The organism is Streptomyces scopuliridis RB72 (assembly GCF_000718095.1).
Taxonomy (GTDB): domain Bacteria; phylum Actinomycetota; class Actinomycetes; order Streptomycetales; family Streptomycetaceae; genus Streptomyces; species Streptomyces scopuliridis.
The window spans coordinates 78,182-99,260 of the sequence record NZ_JOEI01000013.1; the positions used below are offsets into that span (position 1 = coordinate 78,182).

Sequence of the window (21,079 nt, forward strand, 5' to 3'; positions counted from 1 at the left end):
ATTAGGGCCTGTCCCAGCCGACGCCCACCTGGCCCTGACGGCCCCGGGCCCTGAGGCGCTGTTCGCGCTCCGCCTGTTCCGGATGGCGGGCACGCCAGTACGGATTGTCGTGCGGCAATCCGCCGCTGACTCTTCCGTACATCCCGAAGAACATGAGCAGCAGACCGACCACGAAGCTGAAGAGCACATTCTGGAGCTGGAAGGCGAGGAAGTTGTAACTGGTGTCCAGCAGTGCGAGATTGACGAATCCGCTGGCGATGAAGAGGACACCGAGGACCATATTCAGGGTCGACGCGGTATTTCCGCCGATCACCATGCCGGCCAAAAGGATCAGCCCGACGCAGATGGACAGCACGCTCAGCGCGCCATTGGTGTTCAGGCCCGCGACCGTGGCGCCGCCGGTATCGAAGAAACCGATCTTGTCGATCAGTCCGAGGATGCCGAAGACGATCAGTACGAGCCCCATCAGCCCGGCCCCGACGCGATAGACCTGGTTGAGCCGGTGATCGACGGGGAGCTGTGCGTCGAGCGTGACATGCCGCCGGGCCGGCGGACGGAGCACTCGCGTAGCCATGGGGCGGCCTCCTTCGGCGGTGGCGGCTCTTCACTCCAGCATCCGCCCACCACGACCCGCGGACAACTCAGCCGCCGTGCCCGGCGCCCCGCTCCTCGCGGATCTCCGAGACCACCCGGGCCACGGTGTGCCGTACCGCCTCGGTCTCGGTCAGGAAGTGCCAGTAATCGGGATGGCGGCCCTCCAGCGCGGCCACCGCCCGGTCCAGCCTGGCCACGGACTGGTCCAGCGGGCGCGCGTGACGGGGCTCGGGGGTGTTCCGTCCGGTCATGGCCAGCCGCTGGGCGTCCCGGATCGCGAACCGGGTGCGGTCGATCTCCTGCTGCGGGTCCTTCGACACGGCGTTCAGCCGCCGCAGCCGGTCACCGGCGGCGGAGACCGCCTCGTCCGTACCGTTCAGCAGCGCCCGCGCGGTGCTGAGCAGCGAGGTCGCGTCGGCCCACCGCTGCTCCTCGCGTGCCTTGCCGGCTTCCTTGAGCTTCTCCTCGGCCTGGTGAACGCTGGTCGCCGCATGGTCCGGGACCTGCTGAAGGTCCTGCCAGCACGCCGCGGCGAACCGGCGGCGCAACTCGCTGAGCACCGGCTCCACGGTCCCCGCCCGGGTCGTCAGGGCCTGCGCGCGGGTACGGAGCGACACCAGCCGGCGGTCGATCTCCTGGGCCCGCTCCGGCAGCTGGGCGGCCTCGGCCCGTACGGCTTCCGCATCGCGCAGGACCCGGTCGGCGCGCTGGAGCGTCTCCGCCACGCCATGCTGTCCCGCGCCCTGGTTGAGCTTCGTCAGATCGGGCCCGAGCGCGGCGAGCCGGGCGGCGAGATCGTCCGCCCGCAGCCCCGAGGCGCGCACCGCGTCGAGGGCGTTGCTCGCGGCGAGCAGCGCCTGCCGCGCCCGCTCCACGGCCGGGGCGAGCCGCGCCAGCTGTGTCTCGGCCTTGTCGAGCAGCGGCCCGAGCCCCTGCTCGAACCGGTCGAGGTCGCCCTTGACCCGGATCAGCTCGTCCTTGGCCTTCGTCAGCTCGTTGCGGGCCCTGGACGCGGCGGACGGCTCCAGATCGTCGCGGTCGAGGTCGTGCGCGTCGACGGCCTCGATATAGCCGTGGCTCACCTCGTCGATCCGCTGCCCCAGCGCCGCGAAACCCTCCACGGCCCTGCGGGCTCCCGGCGAGCTGTCCACCGCCGTGATCGTCTCTATCGAGATCCGCAGATCGCGCTGGGCCGTGTCCAGCTCGTAGAAAGCGGCCGCCGCGGCATCCTTCGCCGCCTGCGCGTCCGCGCGCTGGCTCTCGCCCCGGCCGCCGAACCACCGCCGCGTACCCCCGCCGGCGAAGGCGGCCGGCAGCGCCGCCACCACCAGGGGCACCGGCAACAGCATCAGCGTGAGGACATCACGGACGGCACTCGCTTTCGCTCTTGCGTGCGGCTGCGCGTGTGTCGCCGTCACATCCCTCTCCCGTGCCGAGTTCGCCCTGCCTGGTTCATTGTCCCACCAGGTAGAGACGAACACACGGGTCGGTTAGTTCGCGCTTTTGATGGTGATCTTCCCGTTGCTGGTGCGGGCCTTCAGGACATGGGCGCTGCTCTTGTCCGTCCGTACGCCGACATCGACCGAGCCGTTGTCGGTCGATGTGGTCACCGCGTAGGAGGTGTCCGAGCTGGGCAGATCGATGTCGATCCGCCCGTTGTCCGTGGTGGTGTCCACGCTGTCCGGCACGGCGGTGAGCCCGAGCCGGATGGCGCCATTGCTCGACTTCGCGGCCACGGTCTTGGCGGAGACGTCCTCCGTCGTGATCCCTCCGTTGTCGCTCTCCAGGTCGAGCGGCCCGCTGGAGTCCCGTACCGTCAGCGCGCCGTTGTCCGACGTCAGTTTCAGCGCGGTGGTGAACCCGGTGGCGGTGACCCGCCCGTTGTCGCCCTTCAGCGTCACCGCCACCCCGCGCGGCACCTTCACCTTGTGCAGCGACTCGCAATTGCTCGCGACCGCCTTGCACTTCACCTTGAGCGTGAGCGTGTTGTCCGTCATCTTCCAGCTGGCGTTGGGCCCGCTCCCCATGAACACCCAGCCGGCGACCTGCCGGGTCACCTCGACGTCCTTCACATCGGCGGGGACGAGTTCGACCGCCGCGTTCCCGGTGTCGACCGTCAGCGTCCTCCCTTTGAAGGGGAACGACTTGGTCTCGACGGGGGCGTCGGAGGCGTCCGCGCTGCCGCACCCGCTGACGGTGAGTGCGATGAGCACGGCTCCGCCGGCGGCGAGAAGCGTACGAGAGCGGTGATGGCGTGCGGCCACGGTGATCGTCCCCCAGAGAGTCCTGTAGTGCCGTCGGAGCCCGCCGGCCGATATCTCCCGGCGCGTCCTGGCTGTGCTGCGTCCTGGCTGTCCCACCACCGTACGAACGGAGACCGCCGAAGCCGATCCGGCCGCCCACCGTCTCCGTGGTGGGGATACCCCCCGTACGCCGCGCGCTCCGGTACCGCGCCCGGGATACGGTTTGCGGTTCCGCCCGGTGGGCCATGTACGCTGTTGCCTCATCCACGGGTGCGTAGCTCAGGGGTAGAGCGCTGCTCTTACAAAGCAGATGTCGGCGGTTCGAAACCGTCCGCGCCCACCAGTAACACGTCACCGGCCCCGGCCGGTCAGGACGAACGCGGACGAAGGGTCCGATCGCCGTGTGCCAGTCGCTGAAGCGGTCCGTCGCGTGAGTACGAGAGCCGGGGTTCTCGTACGGCCGCTGACCGCCGCGCACGCCGCTCAGGTGCTGGCGATCTACCAGGCGGGCATCGAGGAGGGCAACGCGACCTTCGAGACGGCCGCCCCCTCCTGGGACGCGTTCGACGCGGGGAAACTGGCCGAACACCGCTTCGTGGCGCTGGCGCCGGACGGCGAACGGGTGCTGGGCTGGGTCGCCGTTGCCAAGGTGTCCGGGCGGTCCGCCTACGCCGGGGTGGTCGAGCATTCCATCTATGTCCGCCCCGAGGCCCGTGGCCAGGGGGTCGCACGCTCACTGCTCGACGCGCTGATCGCCTCGACCGAGGCGGCCGGGATCTGGACCATCCAGGCCGGCATCTTCCCCGAGAACGCCGCGAGTCTGGTGCTGCACCAGCGCGCGGGGTTCCGGATCATCGGCACCCGCGAGCGCGTCGGCCGTCATCACGGGGTCTGGCGGGACGTACAGCTCATCGAGCGCCGCAGCCCCATGGTCAGCTAGGTCCTGTCCTCGTACAAAAAGATCGACGGTGATCCTCAGGGCGTCTACGGACCGCACACCCGGCAGGCCCTGGAGGCCGATACCCGGGGTACCGGTCGCCGCCACTGACCCGCTTTGTATAATGACGAAACAAAGTGGTTCCGCCCGTTCCCCCTGACCGACGGGCGGAGCCACTTGTCTCGCCCGTCCCGCTTGCCCTGCCTGTCCCGCTTGCCTCGCATGTCTCCGCTCACGCGCTCTGGAGTCCGCCGATGACGGCCACCGCTTCCACCACGACGTCCGTCCTGACCGCCCGCGCCCTCCTGCTCGACATGGACGGCACTCTCGTCAACTCCGACGCCTCCGTGGAGCGCTGCTGGCGCCTCTGGGCGAGCGAGCACGGCCTGGACCCCGAGGAAGTCCTCAAGGTCGTCCACGGCCGCCAGGGGTACGCCACGATGGCCGTCCTGCTCCCGGACCGCCCCATGGAGCAGAACTACGCCGACAACCGCGTCATGCTCGCCCAGGAGACCGCCGACACCGAGGGCGTCGTCCCGATCCCCGGCGCCCCGGCCTTCCTGTCCGCCATCGCCGAACTCCCGCACGCCCTGGTCACGTCGGCGGACGTCGCCCTGTCCGACGCCCGTATGACGGCGGCGGCCCTCCCGATGCCCAGGACCCGCGTCACCGCCGAGAACGTCACCGCAAGCAAGCCCCACCCGGAGGGCTTCCTCCTGGGCGCGTCGACTCTGGGCTTCGCGCCGGAGGACTGCGTGGTCTTCGAGGACTCCGAGGCCGGCATCGAGGCGGCACGGGCGGCGGGCATGCGCGTGGTGGGCGTGGGCCCGCGAGCGAGGGCGATGTCCCCGGACGCGCATGTCGAGGACCTCACCCAACTGCGGGTGGAGGCACTGCCGACGGGCGAGATCGCGCTGCGCTTCAGCTGATCCGGCGGTCCGTACATCCCCGGGATGACGGGCCCGGACAGGTACATCCGCGGGGTGACGCCCGGATCGCGTACCCCTTCTAGGTTCGTGCCATGACTACTGATCACGCCAGTTCGCAGCGGGTCGTCGTGCGGCTGGACGGTGTACGCAAGGAGTACGGCGACACGAAGGCCCTGGACGGCATGTCGCTGGAGATCCGCGCGGGAGACGCGGTCGCCGTGATGGGGCCGTCCGGCTGCGGCAAGTCCACCCTGCTCAACATGGTCGCCGGTCTGGACCGGCCGGCCTCGGGCACGGTCGAGGTCAACGGCCAGGATCTGGGAGAGCTGAACGAGACCGGACTCGCCCTCTTCCGGCGCCGCCACATCGGCATGATCTTCCAGTTCTTCAACCTGCTCGACGATCTGCCGGCGCTGGACAACGTGGCGCTGGCCGGGCAGCTGACCGGGACCTCGGCCCGGCAAGCGCGCCGCCGCGCACTGGAACTCCTCGACGAACTCGGCGTCGCCGGCCGCAAGGACACCTACCCGGCGGCCCTGAGCGGCGGGGAGCGTCAGCGGGTCGCCGTCGCCAGGGCACTGATGAACCGTCCGGCCCTGCTACTGGCCGACGAGCCGACCGGCGCCCTGGACAGCCGCTCGGGCGAGCAGGTGATGGATCTGCTGATAGATCTCAACCAGATCGGCCAGACCCTGTTGATCGTCACCCATGATCCGCAGCTGGCCACGCGCTGCGCCGGCCGTCTGATCGAGGTCGCCGACGGCCGGGTGGCCCGCGAGAGCACGCGGGAGCCGTCCGCGTGAGCTGAACTCACTCCTCCCGGTGCAGCCGCCCCCGCGCCACCAGTTCGAGCACCACGCTCACCGCCACCGCCTGCACCGCCATCAGCGCCACCAGGACGAACAGTTGGACCGCCCCCGCCAGCACCGGTGACGCGCCGCCCAGCAGCATGCCCACGAACGCGCCCGGCAGCGTCACGAGCCCCACCGTCCGCGTCTGATCGAGCCCCGGCAGCAGCGCGTCCGCCGCGGCCGGTCTCGCCACCTCCATCCGGGCATCACGCTCCAGCAGCCCCAGGGCGAGCCCCGCCTCGACCTCTCCGCGTCGCGCGTGCAGTTCGTCGAGCGCCCGCCGGCCGCCCAGGACCGTCGCGGTGAGCGCGCCGCCGATGAGGATGCCGGTGATGGGGATGACGGCGATGCCCTTGGCCGGCACGACCCCCGTGAGCAGCAGCGCGGTCATGACGGGCGCCACCCCCGCCCCGATCGGCACGGCCGCCCACCACCAGGTCCTGTTGCCGGTGACCCGGCGGCCGGCGGTCCGTACGGCGACGGCGTACATGAGGGCGACAAAACCCAGCAGCGGCGGTACGGCGCCGACCACCCAGCCGATCACCAGGGAGACCACGCCGAGCTGGACGGCGGCCCTGACCCCCGCGACGGCGATCTCGCGGGCCCGGCCCAGATGGGCGAGCGCGGCCACCGCCACGGCCACGATCAGCAGCGCGCCGAGTACGACCCCGAACGTGATATCGACCCGCAGCAGCACGGGCCCACCCTATGCCGCGCCCGGTGGCCCCCCGACGTACCGTCCCGCGCCGATCTCACCAACCTCGCCCGGATAGAACACATTTGCCCACCCCTCAGGAAGAGACGATTCCGCTGACCCCCTTGATGTGACGTGCTCATGTCGTCACTCTGTTACCTGAAGCCCACCTTCCGGAAACCCACCACGACCACGATGGCGGCCGGGCCCACGGCCCCGCACGGTCCAGCCCCCCACGGCTCCACTCGCACTGCTCGCACGGTCTCGTCAGGTTCCCCCCACTCCAAGGGAGTTCACATGTCCGGTGTCTACGCGCGTCGAATGTCCCGTGCCGGCGTCCTCGCCGCCACGGCCGCCCTCGCCGCCGCCACCACGCTGCTCACCGCGCCCACGGCGCAGGCCGCCATGCCCACCCCGGTCAGCGCCGCCACAGCGCGCAGCTACCTCAGCCAGCTGACCGTTCAGGCGGAAGGTTCCTCCAGCGGTTACAGCCGCGACCTGTTCCCGCACTGGATCACCCAGTCCGGCACCTGCAACACCCGTGAGGTCGTGCTCAAGCGCGACGGTTCGAACGTCCAGCAGGACTCCAGCTGTGCCGCCGTCAGCGGTACCTGGTACTCCGAGTACGACGGCGCCACCTGGAGCGCCGCGTCCGACGTGGACATCGACCACATGGTGCCGCTCTCCGAGGCCTGGAAGTCGGGCGCGAACAGCTGGTCCACGGCGCAGCGCCAGGCGTTCGCCAACGACCTGACCCGTCCGCAGCTCATCGCCGTCACGGACAATGTGAACCAGTCCAAGGGCGACAAGGACCCGGCCGTGTGGATGCCGCCGCGCGCCGCGTACAAGTGCACCTACGTCCGCGCCTGGGTGCAGGTGAAGTACTACTACAACCTGAAGGTCGACTCCGCCGAGAAGAGCGCGCTCCAGAGCACCCTGAACGGCTGCTGAGCAACCACTTCCCCGGTCCCACGGGTCCCTCCCGTCGACTCCGTACGGTCGTTCCGTACCGTACGGGGCGACGGAGGAGGCTTTTATGACCCGGCTGCGCCTGGGACCACTGCTGCGCTACGTCGACGGGGACGGCGGCGGCACCGCGACCGTATGGGTCGAGGCCGACCGCCCGTCCACGGCGGAGGTCCGCTGCGGGGACGGCGCGTACGGCACCTCGCGTACGTTCCGGATCGCCGGCCACCACTACGCGCTGATCCCGGTGACCGGTCTGACCCCCGGCACCGACACCCCGTACGAAGTGCTGCTCGACGACCGCCGCGTCTGGCCGCCCGAGGACTCCCGGTTCCCGCCGAGCACGATCCGCACCCCCGCCGTCCCCGACCCCGAACTGCGGGTGTCCTTCGGCTCCTGCCGCTGGGCGTCACCGCCGCACGACGAGCCCGACCCGATCGGACCGGACGCGCTCGACACCCTGGCCACCCGGATCGCGGGCGATCCCGCCGCCGCGCGGCCCGACGTCCTGCTGCTCCTGGGCGACCAGGTGTACGCGGACGAGACGTCGAAGGCGACCCGGCGGAGGCTGGCCGAACGCCGTGATCTGAGCGAGCCGCCGGGCGCGGAGGTCGCGGACTACGAGGAGTACACCCACCTCTACGACGAGTCCTGGAGCGACCCCGCCGTACGGTGGCTGCTCTCCACCGTCCCCAGTTGCATGATCTTCGACGACCACGATCTGATCGACGACTGGAACACCAGCGCCTCCTGGCTGGCCGACATGCGGGCGAAGCCATGGTGGCAGGAGCGGGTGCTCGGCGGCCTGATGTCGTACTGGGTCTATCAGCACCTCGGCAATCTCTCCCCCGGCGAACTGGCGGCGGACAAGCTGTACGCGTCGGTACGCGCGGAGCCCGACGGCACGGAGCTGCTGCGGCGCTTCGCCTCCGAGGCCGACCGCGATCCGGCGTGCGCGCGCTGGAGTTACCGGCGCGACTTCGGGCGCACGCGGCTCGTGATGGTCGACTCCCGCGCCGCCCGGGTGCTGGCGGAGAGGGACCGCGCGATGCTGGACGAGGCCGAGGCGCGCTGGGTACGCGACCAGGTACTGGACGGCCGGCGCACGGAGGACAGGGGCGCGGCCGGCGGGGGCCCCGGCGGTCCGCCCGGACGCGGACCGTACGACCATCTTCTGATCGGCACCTCACTGCCCTGGCTGCTGCCGCCCTTCATCCATGACGTGGAGTCCTGGGACTCCGCCCTCTGCGGCGGCGAACGCGGCCCCCGCTGGGCGCGGTTCGGCGAGCGGCTGCGCAGGGCCGCCGATCTGGAGCACTGGGCCGCCTTCCCCGACTCCTTCGAGGAGCTGGCGGCGCTGATCGCGGAGGCGGGCAGTGGCCCCGACGCCCCGGCGACGGTGTGCGTACTGTCCGGCGATGTGCATCACGCGTATGTGGCCGAGCCCTCCTGGACGGCGGGCGACGGCCCGGACGCGCGGATCGTGCAGCTGACCTGCTCGCCCGTGCACAACTCCGTCCCCGGCTATATGAAGCTGGGCTTCCGCTTCAGCTGGAGCGGACCGGCCCGGCGGCTGGGGCATGCGCTGATCCGGCATGGACGGGTCGCCCGGTCATCCGTCAACTGGCGCAAAACGGGCGGTCCCTGGTTCGGTAATCAGCTGATGACCCTGACGCTGCGCGGCCGTTCCGCCGATCTGCGACTGGAACAGGCCCGCGCGCGCGGGCGCGCCCCGGAGGCCGGCCCGACGCCCGGCGCGGAGCTGGTGACCGTACAGGAACGGTCTCTGACGCCCTGACGGCGCGCCTGACCAGCCCGGTCGCGCTCCTGACGGCGGCTTCCTCGCCTCCGACAACGTTGCCGTGATCATTCCCACACGGCGTGATCCTTCACCCAAGGGTTCGAACTCGCCATGCACGAGCGGCATGATGAGCGGACTATTCGCTTCCAGCACCCCACCCGTCCCGGGAGTCACAGCTTTGTGCGATGTACGGCAGCCCCTGCCCCGCTCTCTCGCAGTCGTCGGCGCCGGCCCCCGTGGCACCTCGGTCCTCGAAAGACTCTGCGCGTCCGTGCCCGAACTGGCCCCGGACGTCCCCCTCACCGTCCATCTCATCGACCCCGCGCCCCCGGGCGCGGGGCTCGTCTGGCGCACCGACCAGCCCGCCGAGTTGCTGATGAACACCGTCGCCTCACAGGTGACCGTCTTCACCGATGACAGCGTCGAGTGCGAGGGCCCGATACGCCCGGGGCCGAGCCTGTACGAGTGGGCCGCTACCCGGCCGGATGAGCGCCTCGGACCCGACGACTACCCGAGCCGCGCCACCTATGGCCGATATCTGGAATGGGCCTTCCGCAGAACGGTAGAGAACGCTCCGGAGAGCGTGACGGTCATCGTTCACCGGGCCCGCGCGATCCGGCTCGATGACGACACCGACAGCGCGGCTCTCGACCCGTCAGCCCCACCCACCTCAACCGGTTCACCCCAAACACCCGGTAGCTCCACCGCGCACCGCCCCACCCAGACGGTCTTTCTCGACGATGGCACGACAATTTCCGGCCTCAGCGCCGTGGTGCTCGCGCAGGGCCATCTACCGGTGGTTTCCGGCCAGACCCAGGCGTCCCTCGCGGAGTACGCGGTCCGCCACCGGCTCCGCTATCTGCGGCCCGCCAACCCCGCGGATGCCGATCTCTCGGCTGTCACTCCGGGCGAACCGGTTCTGCTGCGCGGACTCGGGCTGAACTTCTTCGACCACATGGCGCTGCTGACGGCGGGCCGGGGCGGCCTCTTCACGCGCGACGCCGACGGCGTTCTCGTATACCACCCGTCGGGGCGTGAGCCGCAGTTGTACGCGGGGTCGCGGCGCGGCGTCCCGTACCAGGCGCGCGGGGACAACGCGAAGGGACCGTCCGGCCGGCACCGCCCGCTGCTGCTGACCCCGGATGTGATCGCGGTGTTCCGCAAGCGCGCGGACGAGGGCGACCCGGCGGATTTCCTCCAGGAGATATGGCCGCTGGTCGCCAAGGAGGTGGAGGCGGTCTTCTACGAGGCGACTCTCCGCGCGGCCTCCCGGGAAGACCGCTCCGGCACCGGCACCGGCACCGGTTCCGGCTCCGGCACCGGCTCTCCTTCGGGCCCGACAGCGACGGCGGCCCACCGCCCGGCGGCCTCGTGGGAACGCGTCCTCGACCGGTTCCTCGCCGCGCCCCATGGCAGCCCGCAGGAGGCCGCCGTCCTCGACGAGGCCGGGATCGCCCCCGCCGACCGCTGGTCCTGGGACCGGATCTCGCGCCCGTACGACGGCGTGACCTTCCGCGATCCCGCCGATCACCGCGCCTGGCTCCTCGCCCATCTGCGCGAGGACGCGGCCCAGGCGGCGCTCGGCAATGTCGCGGGCCCGGTCAAGGCGGCCCTGGACGTGCTGCGTGATCTCCGTAATGAGATACGGCAGATCGTGGACCACACCGGTCTCTCCGGCACCTCCCGGCGCGACCATCTCGACCGCTGGTACACGCCTTTGAACGCTTTCCTCTCCATCGGGCCGCCGCGCCGCCGTATCGAGGAGATGGCGGCCCTGATCGAGGCGGGGGTGCTGGATGTGATCGGCCCGCGCACGACCGTACGGACCTGGGACGGCATGTTCACCGCCGAGTCCCCCGACGTCCCGGGGTCGCTGATCCATGCCACGACGCTCGTGGAAGCCCGGCTTCCGGAACCGGATCTCAGACGCAGTTGCGATCCGTTGCTCTCACGGCTCCTGAAGACCGGCCAGTGCCGGCCGCACCAGGTCGGCGGTTACGAAACCGGTGGGCTGGATGTAACGCGCCGTCCATACCGCCTGATAGACCGTCGGGGGGAAGCCCACCCACGGAGGTTCGCGCTCGGGGTGCCCACGGAAGGAGTCCACTGGGTGACGGCGGCGGGCGCGCGCCCTGGCGTCGACTCGGTGATGCTCTCGGACTCCGACGCGGTGGCACGTGCCACCCTGCGCACACCGGACATCCTGCGGCCCGAATACGCGACGCGAATTGATCCCCAGCTGAATGTTGAACTTGCAAGCATTGATTAGGCATACATAACGTGAGGAAGGAGCTTCTCATCGGTCCAGACCAATGATCGAAGGAGTACAACCCCCCATGTACACACGCCTCAATCGCGCCCAGCCCTACGCACTCGGCCTGTTCCGCGTGGTCGTCGGGCTCCTCTTCGCCTGCCACGGCGCGGCTTCGCTCTTCGGGTACTTCGCCAAGGACACCGTCTCCACCGGCGCCTGGCCGGGCTGGTACGCCGCCGTCATCCAGCTCGTGGCCGGGGCCCTCGTACTGCTCGGTCTCGGCACCCGGGTGGCGGCGCTGGTGGCCTCCGGCTCCATGGCGTACGCGTACTTCAACGTGCACCAGGGCGATGGCCTCTTCCCCATAGAGAACAACGGCGAACCCGCGGCCATGTTCTGCTGGGCGTTCCTGCTGATCGTCTTCACCGGGCCAGGGGCGTTCGCCCTGGACCAGTTGTTCGGAGAGCGCGGCTCCCGGGGCGGGTCCGGGGAGGAGAGGCGGGATCAGCGCACGGCCGTGGCCGCCTGATCCGTACCGGTACCCCGGTGCCCGGACCCCGCCCCAGCCAGGTCCGGGCACCGACAGGTCGGGCCCCGGCCGGCCTCCCGCTCCCGCACACGCGTACGCTGGCAGGCCGCAGCCGCCAACTGCCGCTCCCCTGCGACATCGAGGCGCTGTCAACGGGACCGGGCGGGAAGTGACGTAGGTGCTGGAGAGTCTGGGGTCGCTGACGGGCAGCCCATGGATCTACGCTGTCGTGGCCCTCTCCGTACTGCTCGACGTGTTCCTTCCGGTGCTGCCCAGCGGCGTTCTGGTGATCACGGCCGCCACCGCGGCCGCGGCCGGTTCGACCACGGTCGCGGGCGCGACGGGCAAGGTGGCGCAGGTGCCGGACGAAGTGCCCTCGCTGCTGCTGCTGATGCTCTGCGCGTTCAGCGCGTCCGTACTCGGCGACCTGGTCGCCTTCCGGCTCGCCCGGCGCGGCGGTGACCGGCTCGGCCGGGCCATCGCCCGCTCCCGCCGCCTGACCACCGCGCAGGAACGTCTCGGCGGGGCGCTCAGCGGGGGCCGCGGAATCCTGGTCGTCATCGCCCGGTTCGCACCGGCCGGACGCTCGGTGGTCTCCCTGGGCGCGGGAGCGGCCCACCGCAAGGTGAAGGAGTTCCTCCCCTGGTCGGCGCTGGCGGCCGTCGCGTGGACGGGCTACAGCGCGGGCCTCGGCTACTACGGCGGCCGGTGGCTCGGGACGACCTGGATCGGCGCGGGCGTATCCGTACTGGCCCTGTTCGCGGCGGGCGCGCTCGCCGCGTACGTCATACGGCGCCCGAGCCCGGCACCGGCGACCGCCTAGGGCCCGTCCGGACGGGCCCTGGGCCCAGCTCCTGCTGGCGTAAGCCCTGTCACGCCGCGACGGCGATACGCCGCAGGGCGGTCGTGCGATGCTGGTCCGGTGACGCTATCGGACCTGGTTCGGCTCCGCCGGGCCCGCGACCAGATGGACCGCGACTACGCGGAGCCGCTCGATGTCCCCGCGCTGGCACGCGCGGCCCATATGTCGTCCGGCCACTTCTCCCGCAGCTTCCGCGCCGCGTTCGGGGAGACGCCGTACCGCTATCTGATGACCCGCAGGATCGAGCGGGCCAAGGCCCTGCTGCGGCGTGGCGATCTGTCGGTGACGGAGGTCTGCTTCGCGGTCGGGTGCACGTCGCTGGGGTCGTTCAGCTCGCGGTTCACCGAGCTGGTGGGCGAGAGCCCGAGCGCGTACCGGGCCCGCCGCCATGACGAGAGCGCGGCCATCCCGCCCTGCGTCGCCAAGATCTTCACGCGACCGGTCAGGAACGCGGACCCGGTCAGGACCGGGGAGGAGGTCAGGACCGGGGAGGAGGTCAGGACCGGGGAGGAGGTCAGGACCGGGGAGGCGGAGCGCGCGGCCCGCCCGTAGCGTGAACCGCATGGACATCAGACTTTCGCAGTGCTTCATCGCCGTCGACGACCACGACAAGGCGCTCGCCTTCTACCGGGACGTGCTCGGATTCGAGGTGCGCAACGACGTCGGGTTCGAGGGGATGCGCTGGGTGACGGTGGGCTCGCCGTCGCAGCCCGACGTGGAGATCGTGCTCGAACCCCCCGCCGCGAACCCGAACGCCTCGCCGGCCGACAAGCAGGCCATGGCGGAGCTGCTGGCCAAGGGCATGCTGCGCGGCGTGATCTTCTCGACCGACGACTGCGACGCCACCTTCGAACGTATCCAGGCCTCGGGCGCCGAGGTGCTGCAGGAGCCGGTCGACCAGCCGTACGGCGTCCGCGACTGCGCCTTCCGCGATCCCGCGGGCAACATGCTGCGCTTCAACCAGCGCCCCGACAAGTAGGCCTGCCCGCCGGCAGGGGTGTCGTGGGGCGGCCCGGGAGATGTCGACCGCGGTGACCTGCCGGCCGTGCCGCGCCGCGCCGGCCAGAGTGCGCGGGCGAGCGCTTCCACATCAAAGCCCGCTACCGGCCCGCCGACCTCCGTCGCACCTGAGCGAACGTGTGGGCGCGCGAGACCGTCAGGAGACGGCCCGGGGCGCGGTACGGGCCGCTCCTCCCCGGACCTCGATGCCCCGGAGGAGCTTCGCGGTCGACTCCGCGATCTCGGCGACGGCCTGTTCGAAGACCTCGCGATTGTGCGTGGCGGGCGCACGGAAACCGGAGACCTTGCGTACGTACTGGAGGGCGGCGGCGCGGATGTCCTCCTCGGTGGCCTCTTCGGGGAGTACGGGCGGGCGGAGGGTCTTGATACTGCGGCACATGTTTCCAGTGTGACCGATGCGGTGCGCGCCCGTCAGGCCCCCGAGCCGGGCGGGCCCGGCCCGGCACGGCCCGGCTAGAACGGAATCGTGCCGCTCCCCGAGACCCGCAGCCGGCCACTGCCGATGGCCGTATGCGTGGCCACGACGGCGCCTTCCTGGCCGTCGGGGAACCGGATGCGTACGTCTCCGCTGTCCAGCGCCGCACGCAGGGCCTCCCCCGCGTCCCCGGTCTGTACGCTGCCGCCCCACTGGCGCACCTCACCCGACAGGCTCGCGCTCAGTGTGGCCTCGACCGCGATCTCGGAGTCACCGGCGACAAGAGTCGCGGGCCCCTGGTAGTTACTCATGGCCCCAGTGTGCGCCCACAGGCGCCGGTCTCTCACCACGTCGGCACGCGCGGTCCGTCAGCCGGGGTACTTGCTGAGCTCCACGAGATTGCCGTCGGGGTCGCGTACGTACACGCTGACGAACGGCCCCAGCGCCCCCGTACGCTCCACCGGGCCCTCCTCGACCGGGACCCCCTGGGCCGCCAGCTCGGCGATCACCCGTTCGAGTGGGTCCGCGACCACGAAACAGAGGTCCGCGCTGCCCGGCGTCGGCCGCTCGGCCTTCGGCTCGAACTCATGGCCCGCCCGATGCAGATTGATCTTGCTCTGCCCGAAGGCCAGCCCGCGCCGCCCGCCGCCGAACGTGACCGGCTCCATGCCGAGGACCCGGGTGTAGAAATCGACGGTCGCGTCGATATCGGCGACGGTGAGGACGAGATGATCGAGACGCTCCACGCGCATGCCTGCCACGCGCCACAGCGTAGCGATTCGAACCCGGCCGTCCCGTAGGGCCCGGCAGGACCTAGGTCCTGTCCGGCCGTGATAGAGCCCGACGGCACCCGCAACGCGGTCGTCGTACCGGCCGTCGGGGCTGCCGTAGAAGAGCCGGATCTCCGCCAGCCGCCGCTGAAGCTCCACGACCTCGGGCCCGGAGTCGCCCGGACCGAGCGAGTTGCCCGCCGGCGCCCGGTCGGGTTCCCGGGGCGGCTCGTTCATGGTCTTCGGGGCGGAGGGCGACGGTGCCTTCGCGATGGCCGACCGCGACACACTTGGAGTCGGGGTCGGGGTACGCGGCGGGGGCGCTGCGGCCGGCGGTGTCGGCGACGGGGTAGGGGCCGGGGTGGGCGTCACCGCGGGCGGCGAGGTGTCCCGCGGGCTCATCGACGGCAGCCAGGTGTGCGCCTTGTCGGGCCGTGCGCGTTCCGCCCCGGCGTCCTGCGAGAGGACCTTCCCGGCGAACGCCACCGTACCGATCACCGCCACCGCCGCGGCGCCGGGTGGTCCTCGCCGCCTCCGGCCGGGACCGGGGTTGCCGCGGGGGTACTCGTCGGCGCGAGCGGCGGCAGCGGGCCCGCCGTGCGGAACGACCTCGGCGCCTCGGGCCCCGCGTCGAGCGTCACGTACGGCCGTATCCGCAGCGGATCGAAGTCCTCGGCCGCCGCGATCGCGGCGGCCCGCTCTGTCGCGCTCTTCTCGGATCCTCGCGCGTAGGTCCCGGATCGCGCGCCGCGTTCCCCGCAGTCGCAGCCGGGTCCGTCTTCCGCGGCCCGCGGCGTACCGCATTCGGGACAGAGCTGTCCGGTCAACGTGGGTTCCCTCCCCTTGAACTGCCGCCGATTATGCAGCCCGTATTCGAACGGAGTACGACGCCCGGGCATCCCGGCGGGTCCGCCGTGCGCGAGAGGCGCGGGAGGAGACGGGTGCCTCGTACGGCACAACGGGACAGAACGGTGCGAAGCGGCCAGGATGGAGATTGGGCGAACCCGAGGAGATGCCCGATGGCTCCGCCCATGGCTCGGCGCATGGCTCAGAAGGAGATACCCCCATGGTCCAGGAAGTGAGCACCCCTGCCCTGAGCCCGGCCCCCGGCGAGGGCCAGAACCCGCGCGGTGTGCTCGTCGCCATCGGCGCCCTGCTTCTCGGCCTGCTGCTCGCCGCGCTCGACCAGACCATCGTCTCCACCGCGCTGCCGACCATCGTCAGCGACCTCGGGGGCCTGGAGCATCTGTCCTGGGTGGTCACCGCCTATCTGCTGGCCTCGACCGCCGCCACGCCCCTCTGGGGCAAACTCGGTGACCAGTACGGCCGCAAGAAGCTCTTCCAGACCGCGATCGTCATCTTCCTCATCGGGTCCGCGCTCTGCGGCATCGCCCAGAACATGCCCCAGCTCATCGGCTTCCGCGCGCTCCAGGGACTGGGCGGCGGCGGGCTGATCGTGCTGTCGATGGCGATCGTCGGCGATATCGTCTCGCCGCGCGAACGCGGCAAGTACCAGGGCCTGTTCGGGGCGGTCTTCGGCGCGACCAGCGTGCTCGGCCCGCTGCTCGGCGGCTATTTCACCCAGTCCCTCAGCTGGCGCTGGGTCTTCTACATCAATCTGCCCGTCGGCGTCGTCGCCCTGGTCGTCATCGCCACCGTCCTGCACATCCCGGTGCACAGGACCAAGCACACCATCGACTATCTCGGCACGTTCCTGATCGCGTCCGTCGCCATCTGTCTCGTGCTCGTCGCCTCGCTCGGCGGCACGACCTGGGCCTGGGGCTCGCCCGAGATCATCGGACTCGCCGTCCTCGGACTGCTGCTCCTCGCCGTCTTCGTACGGGTCGAGCGGCGCGCGGCCGAACCCGTACTGCCGCTGCGGCTCTTCCGGCTCAGGACCTTCACGCTGGTCGCGGTCATCAGCTTCATCGTCGGCTTCGCGATGTTCGGCGCGATGACATATCTGCCGACGTTCCTCCAGGTGGCGCAGGGCGTGAGCCCGACCCTGTCCGGGGTGCATCTGCTGCCCATGGTGCTCGGGCTGCTGATCACCTCCACCCTCTCCGGGCAGATCGTCAGCCGCACCGGCCGCTGGAAGGTCTTCCCCATCCTCGGCACCGGCATCACCGCCATCGGACTGCTGCTGCTCCACCAGCTCACCGAGTTCACCGGCACCTGGGAGATGAGCGCCTATCTCTTCGTCTTCGGCGCCGGGCTCGGACTGGTCATGCAGATCCTCGTCCTGGCCGTCCAGAACTCCGTCAGCTATCAGGATCTGGGCGTCGCCACCTCGGGCGCCACCTTCTTCCGCTCGATCGGCGCCTCCTTCGGCGTCGCCATCTTCGGGACGATCTTCAGCAATCTGCTCAGCGGCGAGATCAGCGCGGCGCTGGCCGGCAAGACGCTGCCGCCGGGTGTGGCGCCGGCCGACATCACGGCCGATCCGCATGCCATCGCCCGGCTGCCCGCCGCGCTGCGGCCCCCCGTCCTGAACGCGTTCGCGACCTCCATCACCGATGTCTTCCTGTACGCCGTGCCGGTCGTGCTCCTCGGCTTCCTCGTCGCGTGGTTCCTCAAGGAGGACAAGCTGCGCGGCTCGGTGACCGCCCCGGAGATCACCGAGACCCTGGCGTCCAACCCGGTCGAGCGCTCCTCGCGCGACGAGTGCGCCCGCGCCCTGTCGGTCCTCGGCACCCGCGAGGGCCGTCGGCGGATCTACGAGACGATCACCGCGAAGGCGGGGTACGACCTGCTCCCGGCGGCCAGTTGGCTGCTGTTGCGCATCCGACGCCATGGCTCGGTCGAACCCGGCCTGCTCGCGGACGTCACGCCCGTACCGCTCAGGACCATCACCGACGCGTCCCGGCAGCTGGAGGTGCGCGGGCTGGCGCGGCGCGAGGGGCTGGGGCTGACGCTCAGTGAACGGGGCGCGGAGATGGCCGAGGTGCTGGCGAAGGCGCGCGAGGACTCTCTGGCGGAGTTGCTGGGGGACTGGTGGGGGCCCGACCGGCCGACGGATCTGGTGCGGCTGGTGCACGAGCTCACCAGCGAGCTGTGCGGCTCCGACAGCGAACGGCCACGCGTCCCGGGGCCGCCCAGGGATCACGCCGCCTAGGGTCTGGCTTCAGGGTGGCGTGAGCCCCGGCGGTCCGGGCGGGTCAGGCGAGTACGCGGGCGAGCGCGAAGCCGTCGTACCCCTTGGAGCCCACCGTCTGCACCGCCGTCGCGGACAGCCGCGGGTGCTCCGCCATCAGCTCGATCACGCGCCGCGTGCCCTGTACGGAGGCGTCGGTGCTGTCCGCGTCGGTGACCGCCCCGTTCCGTACGACGTTGTCGACGATGATGACGCTGCCGGGACGCGTGAGCTTCAGCGCCCACTCCACATAGTGCGGATTGTTCTGCTTGTCCGCGTCGATGAAGACGAGATCGAAGGGGCCCGCGTCCTCGGCCGCGAGCACGGGCAGCGTCTCCAGCGCGGCCCCGGTCCTGACCTCGGCGATCCTGTCGAGACCCGCGTGCGCCAGATTGGCGCGCGCCACCTCGGCGTGGGCGGGGTCGTACTCCAGCGAGATCAGCTTTCCGTCCTCCGGCAGCGCGCGGGCCAGCCAGATGCTGCTGTAGCCGCCGAGTGTGCCGATTTCGAGGACCGTGCGCGCGCCCTGGATACGGGCCAGCAGGTGCAGCAACTTGCCTTGGTTGGGCGCGACGTTGATGGCGGGCAGGCCGGCCGCGTCGCTCGCGGCGAGGGCGGCCGAGAGCGCTTCGTCGGCGGGTGCGAGCTGATCGGTGAAGTAGCGGTCGACCGCGTTCCACTGCTCCTGGGACATGAGGGCCTTTCGTCGGTACGGGAGGTGACGGAGAGAGGGGATGGGAGAGAGGGGATGGGAGAGAGGGGACAGGGGATACCGGACTTATTGTCCGTCGCCGGGCCGTCTCGGGGTCCTCGCACGTCCGGAAATCAGGGGCATCAGGACAAAACGTGGATGACAGTCAGGCGAAGTGGGGGTTGCCTGAGTCCTTACGACGGGGCAATGCGAGGCTCTAAGCCCCGGGGACGGCGTTAACGGACGGAGGGTCGGCGCGGCGTGGTGAATGCGGAGCACAGCGTGCACGGCGGTGCGGCGGCGGGGACGGCGGGGACCGGTTTCGGTACGGCCCGCGCGGTTCTCTGGCTGGTCGCCGCCGTACTGGCGGTCAGACAGGCGGCGGCGGTGCTCCGCCATCCGCCCGGTGAACGGCTGACCGATCTGGAGACCTGGATCGGTGAGAACGGCGTGCTGCATGTGACGGGTTCGCTGTACGACACCGGGAGGTTCACCGGGACACCGTTCGCCGGCCTCGTGCTCAAACCGCTGGCGCGCTCGGCCGAACAGAGCCTCGGGATCGCGTGGACCTTCGGGACGCTCCTGCTGGTCGTCGCCCTCGGTCTCGTCGCGGCCCGTGCCCTCCCCGGCCGGGTGTCACGCCGTACCGGACTGCTGGCCGCGCCGGTCGCGATCAGTCTGCTGATGCTGTCGCTGCCCGTACGCAACAGCTTCTCGCTCGGCCAGACCAGCATCATTCCCGTCCTGTTGGTGCTGCTCGGCTGCTTCGTCGCGCGGGGCGGACGCGGCTCCGGGGTGCTGATAGGCATCGGCGCGGCGCTCCAGCCCGCCGTGCTGCTCTTCGTACCGCTGCTCTGGCTGACCGGCCGCAAGCGGGCCGCCGTGACGACGACCGGGGTCTTCGCCGCCAGTACGGCGGTGGCGTGGTTCGCGATGCCGGGCGACTCGTGGGCGTACTGGGTGCACCATGTGGCGGGCGCGGGCCTCGGTGAGCGCCCCGACAGTCTCGCCAACCAGTCCCTGCACGGCGCGCTGCTCAGGATCGGCCTGGAAGGGCCCCTGGAAGTGGTGCTGTTCGTCGCGCTGGCCGCGGTCGTCGTCTTTCTCGGGCTGCGGCGCGCGGTCCGTTACGCGCGCGACGGCCAGCTGCTGCTCGCGGTGGCGCTGACCGGCTGTGTCGCGATCGCCGTCTCGCCGACGGCCTGGCAGCACCAACTGCTGTGGGTGCTGCTGGCGCTGGTCGGCCGGGTGGGAACACAGGCCAGGGACCGGCTGGTGTGGCCTGTGGTCGTGGTGCTGGTGATGACGCTGCCGGGGACGATGCTCCTGCCGAACGTGGGGGTGCTCGTGCCCCTGCGGGAGAACGCCCCACTCGTCGCGGCGCTGGCGGCGGCCTGCGCGGTGCCGTTCCTGACGCGTACCGCGCCGTACTTCGACAAGCCCGTCCCGACCGAGTACGCGCGGCCCGTGCCCGCGCGCTGGGGCCGGATACCGCTGGCACCGTTCTGGAAGCGGCTGTTCAGCCGGCCGAACCTGCTGCTCGAAGTGCTCGCCATCCGGGTCGGTTTCTCCGTGTACACCCAGATCCGGCTCGCCGCGACGGGCGGTCGCGAGGCCGCCGAGGAACACGGCCGGCAGATCCACTCGATCGAGCGGGCGCTCGGGATCGACATCGAGCGCTGGGTCAACCACACGGTCGTGGACCTGAAGTGGGCCGAGAGCTTCTTCAACTTCTACTACTCGTCCTTCCACTTCCTGGTGCCGCTGGCGATCCTCGGCGTCCTGTACGTACGCCGCCCGGCGGACTACCGCTGGGCGCGCTCCTCCCTCGCCTTCGCCACGGTGCTCGCGCTGGTCGGCTTCTGGCTCTACCCGCTGGCCCCGCCGCGGCTGATGCCCGGCCTCGGCTTCATCGACACCGCGCACGGCCCGCAGGATCTGACCAACCCGGACTACGGGGCGCTGACCTCACTCACCAACCAGTACGCGGCGATGCCGTCGCTGCACTTCGGCTGGTCGCTGTGGTGCGGTGTGGTGATCGTCGTCCTGGCGCCCAAGGCGTGGATGAAACTGCTCGGGGCGCTCCACCCGCTCTTCACGGTGTGCGCGATCGTCGCCACCGCCAACCACTGGGTGCTCGACGCGGTGGGCGGCGCGGCGGTGGTGGGGGCCGGCTTCGGCCTGACGTATCTGCTGGCGGGCCCGCGGAAGCTGCTGCCACGGGCGGGCGCGCTCGTGAAGGCCGATCCGTTCCCGGAGGGGGAGAAGGGCGCGGGTACCCGTGACACGGGCGGCGCCGCGGAGCGGACACCGGCCAGGCCCTAGGTCCTGTCTTCAAAGTCCCGCCTGCCCGGGGCTACTTTGAAGACAGGCCCTAGCGGCAGATCAGG

General features: G+C 70.9%; 21 protein-coding genes and 1 tRNA gene. 13 read left to right on the top strand and 9 right to left on the bottom strand.

Annotation, left to right across the window (positions count from 1 at the left end; genetic code table 11):
- Nucleotide 1: 1 nt before the first annotated feature.
- The 3 genes from IF11_RS36755 to IF11_RS0117800 all read right to left on the bottom strand — a co-directional run bounded on the left by IF11_RS36755 (nt 2) and on the right by IF11_RS0117800 (nt 2,858).
- Nucleotides 2-574 carry a DUF4383 domain-containing protein gene (locus IF11_RS36755; RefSeq protein ID WP_051746020.1) on the bottom strand — a complete coding sequence of 191 codons (573 nt, stop codon included), beginning with the start codon at nt 572-574 and terminating at the stop codon, nt 2-4.
- 67 nt (nt 575-641) lie between these two features.
- Complete coding sequence (locus IF11_RS0117795) at nt 642-2,012, bottom strand: hypothetical protein (protein ID WP_030352600.1); 1,371 nt, start codon at nt 2,010-2,012, stop codon at nt 642-644.
- A gap of 72 nt (nt 2,013-2,084) precedes the next feature.
- Entirely contained in the window at nt 2,085-2,858 is a 774-nt protein-coding gene (locus tag IF11_RS0117800; protein WP_030352601.1) for a DUF4097 family beta strand repeat-containing protein, read from the bottom strand.
- A gap of 247 nt (nt 2,859-3,105) precedes the next feature.
- Here IF11_RS0117800 and IF11_RS0117805 point away from each other — a divergent pair.
- The 4 genes from IF11_RS0117805 to IF11_RS0117820 all read left to right on the top strand — a co-directional run bounded on the left by IF11_RS0117805 (nt 3,106) and on the right by IF11_RS0117820 (nt 5,506).
- Nucleotides 3,106-3,180 (top strand) — tRNA-Val (locus IF11_RS0117805).
- A gap of 87 nt (nt 3,181-3,267) precedes the next feature.
- On the top strand, nt 3,268-3,777 hold the full coding sequence (locus tag IF11_RS0117810) for a GNAT family N-acetyltransferase (RefSeq protein WP_030352602.1): 510 nt from the start codon (nt 3,268-3,270) through the stop codon (nt 3,775-3,777).
- 251 nt (nt 3,778-4,028) lie between these two features.
- Complete coding sequence (locus IF11_RS0117815; RefSeq protein WP_030352603.1) at nt 4,029-4,703, top strand: HAD family hydrolase; 675 nt, start codon at nt 4,029-4,031, stop codon at nt 4,701-4,703.
- Nucleotides 4,704-4,795: 92 nt separating this feature from the next.
- Nucleotides 4,796-5,506: an ABC transporter ATP-binding protein gene (locus tag IF11_RS0117820; protein ID WP_030352604.1), complete on the top strand. Its 711-nt coding sequence runs from the start codon at nt 4,796-4,798 to the stop codon at nt 5,504-5,506.
- A 7-nt stretch (nt 5,507-5,513) separates the two neighbouring features.
- Here the strand turns inward: IF11_RS0117820 and IF11_RS0117825 are convergent, their stop codons facing one another.
- Entirely contained in the window at nt 5,514-6,251 is a 738-nt protein-coding gene (locus tag IF11_RS0117825) for an ABC transporter permease (protein ID WP_030352605.1), read from the bottom strand.
- A 294-nt stretch (nt 6,252-6,545) separates the two neighbouring features.
- Here IF11_RS0117825 and IF11_RS0117830 point away from each other — a divergent pair, with 294 nt between their 5' ends.
- From IF11_RS0117830 to IF11_RS0117860, 7 genes are all read left to right on the top strand, one after another.
- Nucleotides 6,546-7,199: an HNH endonuclease family protein gene (locus IF11_RS0117830; protein ID WP_030352606.1), complete on the top strand. Its 654-nt coding sequence runs from the start codon at nt 6,546-6,548 to the stop codon at nt 7,197-7,199.
- An 85-nt stretch (nt 7,200-7,284) separates the two neighbouring features.
- Complete coding sequence (locus IF11_RS0117835; protein ID WP_030352607.1) at nt 7,285-9,012, top strand: alkaline phosphatase D family protein; 1,728 nt, start codon at nt 7,285-7,287, stop codon at nt 9,010-9,012.
- Nucleotides 9,013-9,142: 130 nt separating this feature from the next.
- Nucleotides 9,143-11,284, top strand: a complete 2,142-nt coding sequence (locus IF11_RS0117840) for an FAD/NAD(P)-binding protein (protein WP_078490762.1) — start codon at nt 9,143-9,145, stop codon at nt 11,282-11,284.
- A gap of 67 nt (nt 11,285-11,351) precedes the next feature.
- Nucleotides 11,352-11,798, top strand: a complete 447-nt coding sequence (locus IF11_RS0117845; RefSeq protein ID WP_030352609.1) for a DoxX family protein — start codon at nt 11,352-11,354, stop codon at nt 11,796-11,798.
- Nucleotides 11,799-11,976: 178 nt separating this feature from the next.
- Entirely contained in the window at nt 11,977-12,621 is a 645-nt protein-coding gene (locus IF11_RS0117850; protein ID WP_030352610.1) for a DedA family protein, read from the top strand.
- 99 nt (nt 12,622-12,720) lie between these two features.
- Nucleotides 12,721-13,212 carry a helix-turn-helix domain-containing protein gene (locus tag IF11_RS0117855; RefSeq protein WP_051746022.1) on the top strand — a complete coding sequence of 164 codons (492 nt, stop codon included), beginning with the start codon at nt 12,721-12,723 and terminating at the stop codon, nt 13,210-13,212.
- Between the two features lie 10 nt (nt 13,213-13,222).
- Entirely contained in the window at nt 13,223-13,639 is a 417-nt protein-coding gene (locus tag IF11_RS0117860; protein ID WP_030352612.1) for a VOC family protein, read from the top strand.
- A gap of 177 nt (nt 13,640-13,816) precedes the next feature.
- Here the strand turns inward: IF11_RS0117860 and IF11_RS0117865 are convergent, their stop codons facing one another.
- The 4 genes from IF11_RS0117865 to IF11_RS0117880 all read right to left on the bottom strand — a co-directional run bounded on the left by IF11_RS0117865 (nt 13,817) and on the right by IF11_RS0117880 (nt 15,692).
- Nucleotides 13,817-14,059 (bottom strand): DUF2277 domain-containing protein, encoded by a 243-nt coding sequence (locus IF11_RS0117865; protein WP_030352613.1) that lies wholly within the window; start codon nt 14,057-14,059, stop codon nt 13,817-13,819.
- Nucleotides 14,060-14,133: 74 nt separating this feature from the next.
- Entirely contained in the window at nt 14,134-14,406 is a 273-nt protein-coding gene (locus IF11_RS0117870) for a DUF4873 domain-containing protein (protein ID WP_030352614.1), read from the bottom strand.
- Nucleotides 14,407-14,463: 57 nt separating this feature from the next.
- Nucleotides 14,464-15,363 carry a VOC family protein gene (locus tag IF11_RS42125; RefSeq protein ID WP_240627857.1) on the bottom strand — a complete coding sequence of 300 codons (900 nt, stop codon included), beginning with the start codon at nt 15,361-15,363 and terminating at the stop codon, nt 14,464-14,466.
- A complete protein-coding gene (locus tag IF11_RS0117880; protein WP_030352616.1) occupies nt 15,360-15,692 on the bottom strand; it encodes a hypothetical protein in 333 nt (110 codons plus the stop codon). Before IF11_RS0117880 ends, IF11_RS42125 begins: the two co-directional genes overlap by 4 nt.
- A gap of 239 nt (nt 15,693-15,931) precedes the next feature.
- Between IF11_RS0117880 and IF11_RS0117885 the strand changes: the two genes are divergently transcribed.
- On the top strand, nt 15,932-17,980 hold the full coding sequence (locus IF11_RS0117885; protein ID WP_030352617.1) for an MDR family MFS transporter: 2,049 nt from the start codon (nt 15,932-15,934) through the stop codon (nt 17,978-17,980).
- 43 nt (nt 17,981-18,023) lie between these two features.
- On the opposite strand, the gene IF11_RS0117890 is transcribed toward IF11_RS0117885, so the two are convergent.
- Entirely contained in the window at nt 18,024-18,692 is a 669-nt protein-coding gene (locus tag IF11_RS0117890) for an O-methyltransferase (RefSeq protein WP_030352618.1), read from the bottom strand.
- A gap of 258 nt (nt 18,693-18,950) precedes the next feature.
- Between IF11_RS0117890 and IF11_RS0117895 the strand changes: the two genes are divergently transcribed.
- Nucleotides 18,951-21,014 (top strand): bifunctional glycosyltransferase 87/phosphatase PAP2 family protein, encoded by a 2,064-nt coding sequence (locus IF11_RS0117895; protein WP_078490748.1) that lies wholly within the window; start codon nt 18,951-18,953, stop codon nt 21,012-21,014.
- Nucleotides 21,015-21,079: the final 65 nt, after the last annotated feature.